Raw genomic sequence first — 15,057 nt, 5'->3', positions numbered from 1 at the left:
TGGGACTGGCCCGTGGCGAGGGAGCTTGCTCCCGCTGGGCTGCGTAGCGGCCCTTTGTGTGAGCGCTGCGCACTCAAGCGGGAGCAAGCTCCCTCGCCACATGCTACACAGCATGTGTGCCTGCCGATGCATCACTTGAACGAGAGCCTTCCTTGACCCACCCCGTCCAACGCCGCTGGTATCCCCTAGTCTTCGCCATCGCCGCGTTGGTCCTGCTGCCCTTGAGCGTGCTGGTGCTGTCCTGGCAAAGCATCGACCAGCAGATCTGGTCCCATTTGTGGGACACCCAGATGCCCCGGTTGCTGGGCAATACCCTCACGCTGATCCTGGGGGTGGGCGTTGGCGTGACGGTGCTGGGCGTCAGCCTCGCCTGGCTCACCAGCTTGTGTGAGTTCCCCGGCAGGCGCTGGCTCGACTGGGCATTGATGCTGCCGTTCGCGATTCCGGCCTACGTGCTGGCGTTTGTCTTCGTGGGCCTGCTGGATTTCGCCGGCCCGGTACAGACGCTGATGCGTGAATGGTTCGGCAGCGGCCTGCGTTTGCCCCGGGTGCGATCCACCGGCGGGGTGATCCTGGTGCTGGTCTTGGTGTTCTACCCTTACGTCTACTTGCTGGCGCGAAGTGCGTTCCTGGCCCAGGGCAAAGGGTTGATGGAAGCGGCGCGGGTGCTCGGGCAATCGCCGTGGCAAGCGTTCTGGCGGGTGGCGCTGCCGATGGCGCGGCCGGCCATCGGGGCCGGCGTGGCCTTGGCGTTGATGGAGACCCTGGCCGACTTCGGCGCGGTGTCGGTGTTCAACTTCGACACGTTCACCACTGCCATCTACAAGACCTGGTACGGTTTCTTCAGCCTGTCCAGTGCCGCTCAACTGGCGAGCCTGCTGTTGCTGGTGGTGATGCTGGTGCTCTACGGCGAGCGCCGGGCCCGTGGCGCCCATCGTGCCAGCAACGAGAGGCCGCGGAGCAAGGCCCTGTACCCGTTGCGCGGCTTCAAGGCCGTGGCGGCCAGCGGCTGGTGCTTGCTGGTGTTCGCCTGTGCGTTTGTCATCCCGGTGCTGCAGTTGCTGGTGTGGTTCTGGCAGCGCGGGCGCTTCGACCTGGACGAGCGCTACGCCGGGCTGATCGCCCACACCCTCTACCTGGGCGGGCTGGCCGCGTTGGTCACCGTTGCCGTGGCCTTGCTGCTGGCGTTCGCCCGGCGGTTGGCGCCGACCCGCCCGATTCGCTCCGCCGTTGCCCTGGCCAACCTGGGCTATGCCTTGCCTGGTTCAGTGCTGGCCGTGTCGATCATGCTTGCGTTCAGCTACCTGGACCGTGCGTGGGTCATCCCGCTGTCGAACTGGCTCGGTGGCGCGGGCAAACCCTTGTTGCTGGGCAGCCTGTCGGCGTTGTTGCTGGCGTATCTGGTGCGCTTCCTGGCCGTGGCCTTCGGCCCGCTGGAAAGCAGCCTGGCGCGAATTCGCCCGTCACTGCCTGAGGCCGCACGTAGCCTTGGTGTCAGTGGGCCGCGACTGTTTTTCAAAGTGTATCTGCCGCTGCTGTTGCCCGGCGCGCTCAGCGCGGCGCTGCTGGTGTTCGTCGACGTGCTCAAGGAAATGCCCGCGACCCTGCTGATGCGCCCGTTCGGCTGGGACACGCTGGCGGTACGGATCTTCGAAATGACCAGCGAAGGCGAATGGGCTCGGGCCGCGCTGCCGGCGCTGACCCTGGTGCTGGTCGGGTTGTTGCCGGTCATTGGATTGATCCGGCGCTCGGCCCATCGAATTGGCTAGGTGCCAGTCCTACATCATGCGGCTACAATGCGCGGCATTCGGTGCGGTCCGTCTGTCGGACCGGGTAACTGAGAACGGCTGACGCGCCTTTTTTCCAGGTGTGCGCTGTGCAGTATCCGTCCGCACCTTCGCCAAGCCCGGAAGGAGAAACCCATGGGACAGCGTACGCCTCTGTATGACCTTCATCTCGCCCTCGGCGCGAAGATGGTCGATTTTGGCGGTTGGGATATGCCCTTGCATTATGGCTCGCAGGTCGAGGAACACCATCAGGTGCGACGTGACTGCGGGGTGTTCGATGTATCCCACATGACCGTGATCGATGTCGCCGGTCCCCAGGCCAAGGCCTGGCTGCAGCGTTTGCTGGCCAATGACGTCGATCGCTTGCAGGACACAGGACGTGCCTTGTACAGCAGCATGCTCAATGAGCGCGGCGGTATCGTCGATGACATGATCATCTACCGCGTCGAGAGCGGTTACCGGCTGGTCTTCAATGCCTCGACCCGCGACCAGGACCTCGCCTGGATGCAGGCTCAGCTCGGCGCCTACGACGTGCAACTGCACGAGCGCCCCGAGTTGGCGATGCTGGCGATCCAAGGGCCCCATGCGCGACAGAAGATCGCCGAGCTGGTCAGCCAGTCGCGTGGCCAGTTGATCCAGCAACTCAAGCCCTTCGAAGGGCGTGCCGAGGGTGAATGGTTCATTGCTCGCACCGGCTATACCGGTGAGGATGGCCTGGAAATCGTCCTGCCCGCCCGCGAGGCCCCAAGCTTCTTCAACGACCTGGTCGGTGCCGGCATTTCCCCCATTGGTCTTGGTGCTCGCGACACCTTGCGCCTGGAGGCCGGCATGAACCTCTACGGCCAGGACATTCACCAGGACGTTTCACCGCTCGCCTCGAACATGGCCTGGAGCATCGCCTGGGAACCGGCGAGCCGCCAGTTCATCGGCCGCAGCGCGCTGGAGGCCGAACTCGCGGCCGGCGTGCAGCACAAACTGGTTGGGCTGGTGCTGGAGGAGCGGGGTGTCTTGCGCGCCCATCAAGTGGTTCGCATCGCCAATGTTGGCGAAGGGGAGATCACCAGTGGTAGTTTTTCTCCTACGCTTAGCAAGTCGATCGCCCTGGCACGCGTGCCGATGGCCACCGCCGACCGGGCCGAGGTAGAAATTCGTGGCAAGTGGTACCCGGTACGAGTGGTCAAGCCGACCTTCGTCCGCCATGGCAAAACCCTGATCTAACTGTATGCGGCAGGCCGCTGGCCGCTGACACTTTCTCTTGAGGACACAGAATATGAGCGATATCCCTGCCGAACTGCGTTTTGCCGAAAGCCATGAGTGGGCACGCCTGGAAGCCGACGGCACCGTTACCGTCGGCATCTCCGACCACGCCCAGGAAGCCTTGGGTGACGTGGTATTCGTCGAGCTGACCGAAGTGGGCAATGTGTTTGAAGCGGGCGCTCAAGCGGGTGTGGTGGAGTCGGTCAAGGCGGCTTCTGACATCTATTCGCCAATTGCTGGCGAAGTGATTGCGGTCAACGATGAATTGGGCGGTTCGCCCGAGCTGTTGAATTCCGATCCCTACGGCGCCTGGATCTTCAAGCTCAAGCCTTCCAACGCCCAGGCCGACCTGGCCAAGCTGCTGGATGCCGCGGGCTACAAGGCCGCGATCGGCGAGTAACGCAGAACCTGTGGGAGCGGGCTTGCTCGCGAATGCGGTTTATCAAAGGTCTGAAAATGCCGCTCGATCGAGCGGCATTTTTTTTGGCCAAGTATCAGTCCTGGGCGACGGCGTTTTTCGCCAGGATCGCGTTGGCCAGTTCCATGTCGGTGGCTTGCAGGCCTGGGTTGTCGGCGCGGACTTTCTGCATCGCGGCTTCCAGGTAAGGGCCGCGGATACCGCCGTCACTGGCGACGAAGCTGCCGGCGTCGTCCTGGGCGGCGACGATCAGCTTGTGATCCTTGAAGGTCAGGTAGGTCGAACCGGTGGTCGCACCGGACGAGATGACGTTACGCCAAAACGTGTCGGCCATTGCCGAGCCAACAGGGAGAGACAGCAAGGCCAGGGTGGCGACAGCAAGTTTGAGACGCATGATAGGTGACTCCACTGGGTTAACTATGACTTTGGATTACCAGTGCCTCGATTCAGTTCCCTGACCGCCCGGTCAGGCGTCGTCCGCTTCATCGCTGTTCGCTTTGCGGCGTTACCCGCAATACCTCTTCGACCGTGGTCAGCCCGGCCGCGACTTTTTGCGCGCCGGACAGTCGCAGGCTGCGCATGCCTTCCTTGAACGCCTGGCGGCGCACCGCCAGCAGGTCGGTGTCCGGATGAATCAGCGCCCTGACGCTGTCGGTCAGTTGCATGATCTCGTAGACTCCGGCACGGCCCCGGTAACCGGTGTCACGGCACTCCAGGCAGCCGACGGCCCGGTGGGCATTGGCCGGCAATGGCGCCTGCCAGGGGCGTGTCAGGGTTTGCCAGTCGTCTTCATCCAGGGTCAGGGGGGCCTTGCATTGGGGGCACAGGGTGCGTACCAGGCGTTGGGCCATGATGCCGAGCACCGTGGCCTTGATCAGGTAATGGGGCACGCCCAACTCCAGCAGGCGGCTGATGGCGCTCGGCGCATCGTTGGTGTGCAGGGTCGAGAGCACCAGGTGCCCGGTCAGCGCCGCCTGGATCGCCATTTCGGCGGTCTCCAGGTCGCGGATCTCACCGATCATGATGATGTCCGGGTCTTGCCGCATCAGCGCCCGCACCCCGGCCGCGAACGTCAGGTCGATGTTGTGCTGGACCTGCATCTGGTTGAAGGAGCCCTCGACCATTTCGATCGGGTCCTCGATGGTGCAGAGGTTCACCTCTGGCGTCGCCAGCTTCTTCAGGGTGGTGTAGAGGGTGGTGGTCTTGCCGGAGCCGGTGGGTCCGGTCACCAAGATGATGCCGTTGGGCTGGCGGGTCATGTCCTGCCAGCGGCGCAAGTCGTCGGCGGAGAAGCCGAGCTGGTCGAAATCCTTGAGCAACACTTCCGGGTCGAAGATCCGCATGACCATTTTCTCGCCGAACGCTGTCGGCAGCGTCGACAGGCGCAGTTCCACTTCGCCGCCATCCGGCGTCTTGGTCTTGACCCGGCCGTCCTGGGGCTTGCGTTTCTCGGCAACATTCATCCGTCCCAGGTTCTTCAGGCGGCTGATGATCGCCATCGTCACCTGCGGCGGGAATTGATAGACGGTGTGCAGCACCCCGTCGATGCGAAACCGCACGGTGCCTTGTTCGCGGCGCGGTTCGATGTGGATATCGCTGGCCCGCTGCTGGAAGGCGTACTGGAACAGCCAGTCGACGATGTTGACGATATGGGCGTCGTTGGCGTCCGGTTCCTGGTCGCTGGCGCCCAGGTTGAGCAGTTGTTCGAAATTGGTCAGGTTGCTCGGCTGCTGATCGTGGGTGGCGGCGCCGCTGACCGACTTGGCCAGGCGATAGAACTCCACGCTCAGGCGCTGGATGTCCACCGGGTTGGCGACCACCCGCTGCACCGGCAGCTTGAGCACGTGGGTCAGGTCGGCTTCCCAACTGCTGACGTAGGGCTGGGCGCTGGCCACGGTGACGGCCTCGCGATCGACCGCCACGGCGAGGATCTTGTGGCGCTGGGCAAAGGCGTAGGACATCAGGGGCGTCACGGCCGCCACGTTGATTTTCAGCGGGTCGATGCGCAGGTACGGCTGGCCGGCCTGCTCGGCCAGCCACAGGGTCAGGCTTTCCAGGTCCAGGCGCTTGCCGGGGCGGCTGAGGTCGTCCAGGTGCTGGTTGGCGATGAACTCCAGTGGATGCAACTGGCTGTTGGCGCCGTGGCGTCGACGGGCGTTCAGCGCGGTCTCGGCGCAGTCCTGGCTGATGAGGCCTTGGGCGACCAGTTGGCGTAGCAGATCGTTGAGGTCCAGCCAGCGGTCCTGTGTGGCGTGTTTGGTGGACATGCGGGTTCCTATTGGACAATTGCAGCAAAGCCGCGATACAGACGCCTCGGCGTCTTCGCTCGATGTGCAAGAGAATAGTCCCGACGCCATGGACCGTTGGGCCACTACCCGACCAATGCGTTACGAAGTCTTGCCCAGGGGTGGCTCAACCGGCGGCCTGGACCGGCTGAACCCGCGCAATATCAGCCTCTTGCAAATCCACCGAGCACACGCTGATCAGATTTCGTAATTTTTCCGCGAGGACTTGGGCACGGTGCCAGCTCAGCCCCTCCACGACGATGTCCATCGACAGCAGGTCGTCGTGGCGCTCCATGCGCACCTGTTGCGGCGTCAGGCCCTGCAAGGCAAACAGGTTCAGCGCCCGGCACAACAGGTCCGGCTCGGCTTCGCCCAGCAGTTGGTAGTGCACGCGGCAATGGGGGTTGGCGGTGTGCCAGGCGTCGACGCGGCTGGGTAGGGGGGCGATGGCTTCGAGTAATAGCATGTGGATCTCCTTGAGGGCGGGAGAAATATTTACATGCGCTGACGGGTATTTCTTATCTAAGATGACCCGATTAAACGCCTTATCGAAGGGTTTAATTCTTGTTTTGATAAATAGCGGGTGTATTTATGCACAGTGAGCTGGACAGTTACGACCGCCGCATACTGGCGCTGCTCCAGGAGGATGCTTCGCTGTCCAGTGCCCAGGTGGCCGAGCAGGTAGGGTTGTCGCAGTCACCGTGCTGGCGACGGATCCAGCGGATGAAGGAGGAGGGCATCATCCGCCGCCAGGTGACCCTGCTCGATCGCAAGAAGATCGGGCTTAACACGCAGATCTTCGCCGAAGTCAAACTCAACGCCCACGGACGTTCGAACTTCACCGAGTTCACCGAGGCGATCCGTGGCTTTCCCGAGGTCCTGGAATGCTACGTATTGATGGGGGCGGTGGATTTTCTGCTGCGTATCGTCACGGCGGACATCGAGGCGTATGAGCGATTCTTCTTCGAAAAGCTGTCGATGGTGCCGGGGATCCAGGAAGTGAACTCGATCGTCGCGCTTTCGGAGATCAAGTCCACGACGAGTTTGCCAGTGCTGCGCTGAGTTCTGTGGAGGATGTGTTGGCCTCATCGCGAGCAAGCTCGCTTCCCACAGTTGATCTTCAGCGGCCACTAGATGTGGTTACCACGCTGAACCCCTGTGGGAGCGAGCTTGCTCGCGATGGCGGCGTCACAGGCGCAGCAAAGTCTTCCAGGCCCGGTTCTGATACACCGCGATCGCCTGCTGCTTTCGCATGTCCAGGGCTTCGTCGGTGATCGGCTGGTTGGCCAGTTGCGCCAGTTTGTTCAGCTCGCCGTAGAGCCGGTCCATCTCCGGGATGTCCAGCACATGGCGGGCGTGGTGCAGCCAGGCCTGGATGCGTTCGATCCGCGGCAGTTGCTCGGCCAGGTCTTCGGGTTGCTGCTGGTAGCGCTGCAGTTGCAAGGAGGTGGACTCTTCGGCCAGCAGGCGTGGCAACCAGCTGCCCAGTTGCGCGGCGCCCTGGCGATTGCCGCGGGTGTTGCGCTCGGCGGTCCAACTGCGGGCCAGCAACCAGCGTGACGTGTTCAGGGAGAACAGGCCCCAACGCGGGTCTTGCAGCTCGTCGAGGAACTGCTCCGGCGCGGCCTTGCGCACGTCTTCGTCGTCCAGTCCGGCCTGGACCAGTGGGCGCCAGTCTTCCAGCAGCGCGTCCAGGGCAATGCGCAGGTCGTGGGTCGATTGACGGGGGGCGGCCTGGCCAAGGCTGCTGAGCAGGGCGCGCATCTCGGCGAGGGTTTCCACCCAGTCCTGCAACAGTCGCCAGTGGCCGTTGAAACGGTATTGCTCGGCCAGGCGCTGACTGCTGCCCAGTAGGTGCCAGGCCAGCGCGGCGAAGGCGTCGTCCAGCGGCATTTCGGCGCTCAGTTGCGGGGCAGGCAGGCTCAGGGCATAGCTGGCCGCGTCGTGCAGGCGATAGCCGCGCTCGGCCTTGCTGATGTCGCAAGGCATCAAGGGCAGCGTGGCGGCCAGCTCGGCTGCCAGTTCCAGCAAGGCGGCGGGCTCGCCTTCGCGCAGCTCCAGCTCCAGCTCGCAGATTTCTTCCTTCTGCTTGCCGACCACGACATGACCCAGGTCCAGTGCGGCCTCGATGACCACTTTGCCCTTGCCACGGCCCCAGGCAATCTCGGCCCGCTCACGCACGAAATCGGTGGTGAAGATGGCCTTGAGGGTTTTCTTGTCCAGGTCAGCCAGGGACGCGGGCCAGCATTCGCCGTCGAGTTTCTTCACGTCGAGCTTGGCCTTGGGCAGGTGCCAGTCGTATTCATTGCGTTCGGAAAGGCCGGCGATGCTCTGGCCGCGGGTCTTGAGGGTCTGGATCACCTCTTCGCCGTCACGACGCAGACGCAGCGCGACCTTGGCCTTGGCGAGGTCGCGCTCGGGCGTGTCGAAGTACTGGTTCATCAGTTCATGGCGTTCCCAGCCATGCTTGTTGCGTTTTTTCAGCAGCGGGTGCTCGCGCAGGGCTGCCAGGGTCTCGCGGCTGACGCGGAGTTTGATTTCGGTTTCTTTCTGCATGGCCGGAAAATCCAGGGATCGGGTGTGCAGCCGGGGAGGTGTCTGGCTGCCAAGGTCGTGCAGTGTACAGGACTCATCCGTCCTACGCGCCGCGACGGTTTCATCCTTGCGCCGGATGGTTCTATGATGAACGTCAATTTGCAAGCCGGAGCCAGCGATGCCTTTGCCGTCCATGAAAGATCAGTTCGCTGCCCTGATCGCCGCGCCGTCAGTCAGTTGTACCCAGCCCGGGCTGGACCAGTCCAACAGCGCGGTCATCGAACTGCTGGCGGGCTGGCTCGGCGACCTCGGGTTCTGCTGTGACATCCAGCAGGTCAGCCCTGGCAAGTTCAACCTGCTGGCCAGTTTTGGCAGTGGTCCCGGCGGCCTGGTGCTGGCCGGGCACAGTGATACGGTGCCGTTCGACGGCGCGCTGTGGCAGACCGACCCACTGAAACTGACCGAGGTCGATGGTCGTTGGGTGGGCTTGGGCAGTAGCGACATGAAGGGCTTCTTCGCCCTGGTCATCGAAGCGGTCAAGCCGCTGCTGGACCAGCCGTTCAAGCAGCCGCTGCTGATCCTCGCCACCTGCGACGAAGAAAGCTCGATGGCCGGTGCCCGCGCCCTGGCCGAGGCCGGGCGTCCATTGGGGCGCGCGGCGGTCATCGGCGAGCCGACCGGCCTACGACCGATCCGCCTGCACAAGGGCGTGATGATGGAGCGCATCGATATCCTCGGGCGCAGTGGCCATTCTTCCGATCCGAGCCTGGGCCACAGCGCCCTCGAAGCGATGCACGACGCCATGGGCGAATTGCGCGGCCTGCGCCTGCAATGGCAGCGCGAATACCGCAACCCGCAATTCACCGTGCCCCAGCCGACCCTGAACTTCGGTTGCATCCATGGCGGCGACAACCCCAACCGGATCTGCGGGCAGTGTTCCATGGAGTTCGACCTGAGGCCCTTGCCGGGCATGGACCCGCAGGTGCTGCGGGCGGCGATCCAGCAGAAGCTCGACCCCATTGCCGAGCGGCATAAGGTCAAGATCGACTATGCGCCGCTGTTCCCCGAGGTCCCGCCGTTCGAACAGGCCGAAGAGGCCGAACTGGTGCGCGTGGCCGAGCGACTCACTGGCCATCGTGCCGAAGCAGTGGCGTTCGGCACCGAAGCGCCTTATCTTCAGCGCCTTGGCTGCGAAACCCTGGTCCTGGGCCCCGGTGATATCGCCTGTGCCCACCAACCGGGCGAGTACCTTGAAATGTCACGTTTGCAACCTACCGTACAACTGCTGCGGCAATTGATCGGCCATTACTGCCTGACGCCGGCCACCGCCGGCTAAATTGCCCCTGTCCGGGCCCGTATTCATGAGGAGAACGCGCGTGTCGCCAAGCCTGTTCCGACGATAACCACCAGCCCGCTGTGCGTTCAGTTTGGTCTTTTTTCGGCTGCTATTTATTACAGGCCCAGGTTCATGCCCGAATACGTTAATTGGCTTCGTCACGCTTCGCCCTATATCAATGCCCACCGTGATTGCACCTTCATCGTCATGCTGCCCGGCGACGGGGTGGAGCACCCCAACTTCGGCAACATCGTCCATGACCTCGTGCTCCTGCACAGCCTGGGCGTGCGCCTGGTGCTGGTCCATGGCTCGCGTCCGCAGATCGAGACCCGTCTGGCCGCGCGAGGCCTGACGCCGCACTACCATCACGGCATGCGCATCACCGATGCCGCAACCCTGGAATGCGTGATCGACGCCGTGGGCCAGCTGCGCATCGCCATCGAGGCACGCCTGTCGATGGACATGGCGTCCTCGCCCATGCAGGGCTCGCGGTTACGGGTCGCCAGCGGCAACCTGGTCACCGCACGGCCCATCGGCGTGCTGGAAGGCGTGGATTACCACCACACCGGCGAAGTGCGTCGGGTCGATCGCAAAGGCATCAACCGCCTGCTGGACGAGCGCTCCATCGTGCTGCTGTCGCCGCTGGGGTATTCACCCACCGGGGAAATCTTCAACCTCGCCTGTGAAGACGTCGCTACCCGGGCCGCCATCGACCTGGCGGCCGACAAGCTGTTGCTGTTCGGCGCCGAGCAGGGGCTGATCGGCGAGGACGGTCGGCTGGTGCGCGAGTTGCGCCCCCAACAGGTGCCGGCCCACATGCAGCGCCTGGGCAGCGACTACCAGGCCGAATTGCTGGATGCCGCCGCCCAGGCCTGCCGTGGCGGCGTGGCACGCAGCCATATCGTCAGCTATGCCGAGGACGGTGCGCTGCTGGCCGAACTGTTCACCCGCGACGGCAGCGGGACCCTGGTGGCCCAGGAGCAGTTCGAAGTGGTTCGCGAAGCGGCCATCGAAGACGTCGGCGGCTTGCTGGACCTGATCAGCCCGTTGGAAGAACAAGGGATCCTGGTCCGTCGCTCCCGCGAAGTGCTGGAGCGTGAGATCGAACAGTTCAGCGTGGTCGAGCGCGAAGGGATGATCATCGCCTGCGCGGCGCTGTACCAGATCGCCGACTCGGACGCCGGGGAGCTGGCCTGCCTGGCGGTGAATCCGGAATACCGCCACGGTGGCCGGGGTGATGAACTGCTGGAGCGGATCGAGACCCGCGCCCGTGCCCAAGGGCTCAAGACCCTGTTCGTGCTCACCACCCGGACCGCCCACTGGTTCCGCGAGCGCGGTTTCGAACCCAGCAGCGTCGAACGCCTGCCGGCCGCGCGGGCCTCGCTCTACAACTACCAGCGCAACTCGAAAATCTTCGAGAAATCTTTGTAGGGCGCAACGCCCTGATGCCGAGCGTCAGGCTGCAGGCTTTTTGACTTCAGACAAGGAACCGTCTCAAGAAAAGCCATCAAGATTGCAGCCTGAGGCCGTGCTTCGCGCCTGGCCATGAAATTTTCCCCAGGCAGGCGGATCTTGCGGCAACGCGATCACTGCCCTGAAAAGGTGCAGAAAAAGACCATTCAGTAATCCGTCAACTGGCCGATACGCCGTATCTCAGTTTGACGAAGTTTTGATGGCATCTATATTTCAAAATAATCTGAAAACTGTGGAAACAATTCTTTTTGGAGTTATCCAGAATCCATTATTCTGCGCGCCGGTGTAGCGGGGTTAGACCATGGTCGTAATCACAAATGGTTACGATTGACTTGTCAGTCACGGTCTGGCGCTAATCGCGCATCTGCGGATTCCGGGCATTCGATCCGGTACCCAAAGAAACACAAGAATTAGAAAACGAGAGGAGCGAAGCATGAACAAGTCCACCTTGGCCCTGGCTGTGGCCGTTGGGGTTCTGGCGCAGCAGGCAGGCGCAGCGGGTTTTATCGAAGACAGCAAGGCTACCTTGGGTCTGCGTAACTTCTACATCAACACGGACAACCGTGATTCGGCTGCCACCACGAACAAATCCGAAGAATGGGGCCAAGGCTTTGACCTGCGCTTCACTTCCGGCTACACCCAAGGCACCGTCGGTTTCGGTATCGATGCCATTGGCCTGCTGGGCATCAAGCTGGACTCGGGTGGCGGCACCAACGGCGCCTCTAATAACAGCTACGGCGGCACTGTTTTCCCAAGCAACTCTAACGGTGAGGCGGTCGATAACTTCTCCAGCCTGGGCCTGACTGCCAAAGCCAAGATTTCCCAGACCGAGCTGAAGCTGGGCACCCTGCAGCCAAAACTGCCAGTGATCGTCACCAACGACGGTCGTCTGTTGCCACAGACCTTCCAGGGCGGCCAGATCACTTCGAATGAAATCAAGGACCTGACGCTCGTAGGCGGCCAGATCGAACACGCCAAGGGTCGTAACTCCAGCAACAACGAGGAGTTGTCCATTGCCGGTGCGAACGGTCGTACTGCCAGCGGTCGCGACAGCAACAAGTTCATCTACGGCGGTGGTGACTACAAGATCACCAAGGACCTGACTGCCCAGTACTACTACGGCAACCTGGAAGACTTCTACAAGCAGCACTTCCTGGGCCTGATCCACAACTGGGCTATCGGCCCAGGCGTACTGAAGTCTGACCTGCGCTATTTCAATAGCCGCAGCGATGGCGCCAACGGTCATGACTCTACCTACTACACCACCGGTTACTACGGCGGCAGCGTCACCAAGGGCAAGGTCGACAACAACCTCTACAGTGGTTTGTTCCTGTACACCGTTGCAGGTCACACCTTTGGTGGTGGTTACCAAGCAAGCAACGGCGACAGCGACTTCCCTTGGCTGAACCAGGGTGACGGCTCGTCGGCTTACCTGACCACCGACATGCAAATCGCCAAGTTCGCCCGTGCCGGTGAACGTACCTGGCAGGGTCGCTACTCGTATGACTTCGCCAAGCTCGGTGTACCTGGCCTGACCGCTGGCGTCATCTACCTGCGCGGCGACAACATTGATCACGCCACTGGCGACAAGACCGAGTGGGAACGTGACATCACCGTCGGCTACGTCGTACCAGAGGGTCCGCTGAAGAACGTTGGCGTCATGTGGAAAAACGCCACCTGGCGCAACGACATCCCAGGTCAGCGCGACCAGGATGAAAACCGCCTGATCGTCAGCTACTCGCTGCCGCTGCTGTAAGCCACGCGTTCGCGTGACGAAAAAAAGCCCCGCCCGGCATGCGCCGGACGGGGCTTTTGCGTTTCGGGTCATCGTGACGGGAGACTTCCTGCCCTGATGCGTCGAGTCGCTTATGGTGCGGGTCGGGTTGCGTCTTTGCGCAGAATGAACGCACTGAATGCCAGAAAGTCGTCCAGGTGCCGGGTGATGATCGCGATCATGATCGGCAGTTGCAGGGCCTGGTAATCATGTACGGCGATGTTCCTGAAACCCACCATGTTCTTCATGCTTTTCACCAGGCCTTCCGCCACCCAGCCACCTTGAAAAAGCAACTCGAACACGTCCCGGGCACTTTGCGGGACACCCAGTCGCTCACGGCGAATCAAATGCTGCCCCATATCCAGCGCCGCTTCACAGGCACGCTGGATATTCAGGATGGCTGAGTCCTGGCGAGTGAAATCCGTGGCGAATGTGGCGGGGTCCTTGTCATATTCCTCCCGCACTCTGGCCACGCAGCGTTCGATACTCGCCGCTTTGTTGATCAGGACGTCATCGACCATACACGGTGCCTTCCTTGTGAATATCCTCGAGCAGGCCTGCGCGAGCCGCGTCGAAGGCCGTTTTCTCGCTGAGAATAAAACTCTCGAACAAGCCCGCCTGTACGTCTTTGGCCCACAATCGGCGACCTCGGGTCACGATCTGGTACTGCATTACCGTCGTGGCCCCACGTAGATCAATCAGATCCACCGGACTTCCAGCGATATCGGCCAAGTCTCCCGAAAGCTGCCATAGCAGCACCGGGTCGGCCTGGCCGGCCAGGAGCACCGCCATGTCGACGTCGCTGTCAGGCCCGGCAGTCCCCTGCGCATGGCTGCCGAACAGGTACACCGCCAGTAAGTCCGGCAGATGATGTTGCAGGTGAGTCAGCAAGGCTTGAGTGTTCATGCCGCCTATCCTAGCCGCTCATCCTGGCATGGGGACAGTGTTTACTCGCCCGGATGGCAAACAGGGCCGACAAAAAAAGCCCCGCCCGGCATGCGCCGGACGGGGCTTTTGCGTTTCGGGTCAGGCCCACCCCTGTAGCCCTTCTCGAAACTTCTCCTCTTTACAGCAACTCGAGGCCTTCTCGAAACCTCGTCGAGGATGGTGGACCCATAGGCGGGTGGGTGCCAGTGAACAGTTTTTTATATTCTGAAAAAGTCTAGCAAAAGCAATATTCATTCTTTTTAAAACGGTCCAAACCGAGGCACAGTCAGGCTCCACAAGAATCTCATTCAGGAGCTTTACCATGAGCCTCAGACTGGGCGACATTGCCCCCGATTTCGAACAGGACTCCAGCGTCGGCAAGATCCGCTTCCACGAGTGGCTCGGTGACAGCTGGGGCGTGCTGTTTTCTCATCCAGCGGACTTCACGCCGGTGTGCACCACCGAACTGGGATTCACCGCCAAGCTCAAGGATGAATTCGCCCAGCGGGGCGTCAAGGCCATAGCCCTGTCGGTGGACCCGGTGGATTCGCATCACAAGTGGATCGAAGACATCAACGAAACCCAGAATACCGTGGTCAACTTCCCGATCCTGGCCGACGCCGATCGCAAGGTCTCGGACCTGTACGATCTGATCCACCCCAACGCCAGCGACACCTTGACCGTGCGCTCACTGTTCGTGATCGACCCGAACAAGAAGATTCGCCTGACCATCACCTATCCGGCCAGCACCGGGCGCAATTTCAACGAGATCCTGCGGGTGATCGATTCCCTGCAGTTGACCGACAACTACAAGGTCGCCACGCCGGCCAACTGGCAGGATGGCGATGAAGTGGTGATCGTCCCTTCGCTCAAGGACGAAGAAGAACTCAAGCAGCGTTTCCCCAAGGGCTACCGCGCGGTGAAGCCGTACCTGCGCCTTACCCCGCAGCCCAATCGCTGAAATAAACCGGCAGGCGCCAATGTCTCTTTGTGGGAGCAACTGTCTTACCTCTGCCACCCGTCACCGCCATTCAGTGCCGTCTCGAAGCATGGCATTCAGTCTGATTAGCAATATTCGCATGCAGGCGATGAGCGCGACTTTCGCGCTCTTGCCTCGCCCTCGAAGTGCTTCGTACCGGGCCTTGAAGTCGGCGTGATAGCGGATGACAACCCAGCACGACATATAAAGCGCACGTCTGACCCGCGCTCTTCCTCCGTAAATCTGACGTTTGCCGCTGTGATTGCCACTGTCGTCGTTGTAGGGG

At 62.0% G+C, this 15,057-nt stretch carries 15 protein-coding genes; 8 read left to right on the top strand and 7 right to left on the bottom strand.

Features of this window, described 5'->3' with window-relative positions; all coding sequences use genetic code 11:
• Positions 1-152 precede the first annotated feature (152 nt).
• The 3 genes from AD664_RS22980 to gcvH all read left to right on the top strand — a co-directional run bounded on the left by AD664_RS22980 (position 153) and on the right by gcvH (position 3,444).
• A complete protein-coding gene (locus AD664_RS22980) occupies positions 153-1,769 on the top strand; it encodes an iron ABC transporter permease (protein ID WP_053150115.1) in 1,617 nt (538 codons plus the stop codon).
• A gap of 153 nt (positions 1,770-1,922) precedes the next feature.
• Entirely contained in the window at positions 1,923-3,005 is a 1,083-nt protein-coding gene (gcvT, locus tag AD664_RS22975) for a glycine cleavage system aminomethyltransferase GcvT (protein ID WP_053150113.1), read from the top strand.
• A 52-nt stretch (positions 3,006-3,057) separates the two neighbouring features.
• On the top strand, positions 3,058-3,444 hold the full coding sequence (gene gcvH, locus AD664_RS22970) for a glycine cleavage system protein GcvH (RefSeq protein ID WP_042730196.1): 387 nt from the start codon (positions 3,058-3,060) through the stop codon (positions 3,442-3,444).
• A gap of 94 nt (positions 3,445-3,538) precedes the next feature.
• Here gcvH and AD664_RS22965 read toward each other — a convergent pair whose 3' ends face one another.
• From AD664_RS22965 to AD664_RS22955, 3 genes are all read right to left on the bottom strand, one after another.
• A complete protein-coding gene (locus tag AD664_RS22965; protein ID WP_170846005.1) occupies positions 3,539-3,859 on the bottom strand; it encodes a DUF2388 domain-containing protein in 321 nt (106 codons plus the stop codon).
• An 85-nt stretch (positions 3,860-3,944) separates the two neighbouring features.
• Complete coding sequence (locus tag AD664_RS22960; protein ID WP_053150111.1) at positions 3,945-5,729, bottom strand: GspE/PulE family protein; 1,785 nt, start codon at positions 5,727-5,729, stop codon at positions 3,945-3,947.
• Between the two features lie 145 nt (positions 5,730-5,874).
• Positions 5,875-6,213, bottom strand: coding sequence for a hypothetical protein (locus AD664_RS22955; protein ID WP_053150109.1), 339 nt, complete (start codon positions 6,211-6,213; stop codon positions 5,875-5,877).
• 125 nt (positions 6,214-6,338) lie between these two features.
• On the opposite strand from AD664_RS22955, the gene AD664_RS22950 reads away from it, so the two are divergent.
• Positions 6,339-6,809, top strand: coding sequence for an Lrp/AsnC family transcriptional regulator (locus tag AD664_RS22950; protein WP_042730193.1), 471 nt, complete (start codon positions 6,339-6,341; stop codon positions 6,807-6,809).
• A gap of 126 nt (positions 6,810-6,935) precedes the next feature.
• Here AD664_RS22950 and AD664_RS22945 read toward each other — a convergent pair whose 3' ends face one another.
• Positions 6,936-8,303, bottom strand: coding sequence for an inorganic triphosphatase (locus tag AD664_RS22945; RefSeq protein ID WP_053150106.1), 1,368 nt, complete (start codon positions 8,301-8,303; stop codon positions 6,936-6,938).
• Positions 8,304-8,460: 157 nt separating this feature from the next.
• On the opposite strand from AD664_RS22945, the gene argE reads away from it, so the two are divergent.
• From argE to AD664_RS22930, 3 genes are all read left to right on the top strand, one after another.
• On the top strand, positions 8,461-9,618 hold the full coding sequence (gene argE, locus AD664_RS22940; RefSeq protein ID WP_053150103.1) for an acetylornithine deacetylase: 1,158 nt from the start codon (positions 8,461-8,463) through the stop codon (positions 9,616-9,618).
• Between the two features lie 132 nt (positions 9,619-9,750).
• Positions 9,751-11,049 carry an amino-acid N-acetyltransferase gene (argA, locus tag AD664_RS22935; protein ID WP_042730190.1) on the top strand — a complete coding sequence of 433 codons (1,299 nt, stop codon included), beginning with the start codon at positions 9,751-9,753 and terminating at the stop codon, positions 11,047-11,049.
• 475 nt (positions 11,050-11,524) lie between these two features.
• The gene (locus AD664_RS22930) at positions 11,525-12,847 is read left to right on the top strand and encodes an OprD family porin (protein ID WP_053150100.1); all 1,323 of its coding nucleotides are present in this window, start codon (positions 11,525-11,527) and stop codon (positions 12,845-12,847) included.
• Positions 12,848-12,957: 110 nt separating this feature from the next.
• On the opposite strand, the gene AD664_RS22925 is transcribed toward AD664_RS22930, so the two are convergent.
• Together AD664_RS22925 and AD664_RS22920 are read right to left on the bottom strand one after the other, a co-directional pair.
• Positions 12,958-13,386 (bottom strand): DUF86 domain-containing protein, encoded by a 429-nt coding sequence (locus AD664_RS22925; RefSeq protein ID WP_042730188.1) that lies wholly within the window; start codon positions 13,384-13,386, stop codon positions 12,958-12,960.
• A complete protein-coding gene (locus AD664_RS22920) occupies positions 13,376-13,771 on the bottom strand; it encodes a nucleotidyltransferase domain-containing protein (RefSeq protein ID WP_042730187.1) in 396 nt (131 codons plus the stop codon). The genes AD664_RS22925 and AD664_RS22920 overlap by 11 nt, the downstream gene beginning before the upstream one ends.
• Before the next feature lie 343 nt (positions 13,772-14,114).
• On the opposite strand from AD664_RS22920, the gene AD664_RS22915 reads away from it, so the two are divergent.
• A complete protein-coding gene (locus AD664_RS22915; RefSeq protein ID WP_053150098.1) occupies positions 14,115-14,753 on the top strand; it encodes a peroxiredoxin in 639 nt (212 codons plus the stop codon).
• 60 nt (positions 14,754-14,813) lie between these two features.
• On the opposite strand, the gene AD664_RS22910 is transcribed toward AD664_RS22915, so the two are convergent.
• On the bottom strand, positions 14,814-15,057 hold a 244-nt coding region (locus AD664_RS22910; RefSeq protein ID WP_157061594.1), incomplete at its 5' end, for a transposase.

The sequence above is a fragment of the Pseudomonas sp. P97.38 genome, from assembly GCF_001269745.1.
In the GTDB taxonomy this organism is placed as follows: domain Bacteria; phylum Pseudomonadota; class Gammaproteobacteria; order Pseudomonadales; family Pseudomonadaceae; genus Aquipseudomonas; species Aquipseudomonas chlororaphis_E.
The sequence above is the reverse complement of the archived record's forward strand: the minus strand, read 5'-3'. Positions and strand labels throughout refer to the sequence as shown.

Bases quoted from the DNA above. Each gene is read 5' to 3' on its own strand.
- gcvT (WP_053150113.1), top strand. From the start codon at position 1,923: ATGGGACAGCGTACGCCTCTGTATGACCTTCATCTCGCCCTCGGCGCG.
- gcvH (WP_042730196.1), top strand. From the start codon at position 3,058: ATGAGCGATATCCCTGCCGAACTGCGTTTTGCCGAAAGCCATGAGTGG.
- AD664_RS22960 (WP_053150111.1), bottom strand. From the start codon at position 5,729: ATGTCCACCAAACACGCCACACAGGACCGCTGGCTGGACCTCAACGAT.
- AD664_RS22955 (WP_053150109.1), bottom strand. From the start codon at position 6,213: ATGCTATTACTCGAAGCCATCGCCCCCCTACCCAGCCGCGTCGACGCC.
- AD664_RS22950 (WP_042730193.1), top strand. From the start codon at position 6,339: ATGCACAGTGAGCTGGACAGTTACGACCGCCGCATACTGGCGCTGCTC.
- AD664_RS22945 (WP_053150106.1), bottom strand. From the start codon at position 8,303: ATGCAGAAAGAAACCGAAATCAAACTCCGCGTCAGCCGCGAGACCCTG.
- argE (WP_053150103.1), top strand. From the start codon at position 8,461: ATGCCTTTGCCGTCCATGAAAGATCAGTTCGCTGCCCTGATCGCCGCG.
- argA (WP_042730190.1), top strand. From the start codon at position 9,751: ATGCCCGAATACGTTAATTGGCTTCGTCACGCTTCGCCCTATATCAAT.
- AD664_RS22930 (WP_053150100.1), top strand. From the start codon at position 11,525: ATGAACAAGTCCACCTTGGCCCTGGCTGTGGCCGTTGGGGTTCTGGCG.
- AD664_RS22925 (WP_042730188.1), bottom strand. From the start codon at position 13,386: ATGGTCGATGACGTCCTGATCAACAAAGCGGCGAGTATCGAACGCTGC.
- AD664_RS22920 (WP_042730187.1), bottom strand. From the start codon at position 13,771: ATGAACACTCAAGCCTTGCTGACTCACCTGCAACATCATCTGCCGGAC.
- AD664_RS22915 (WP_053150098.1), top strand. From the start codon at position 14,115: ATGAGCCTCAGACTGGGCGACATTGCCCCCGATTTCGAACAGGACTCC.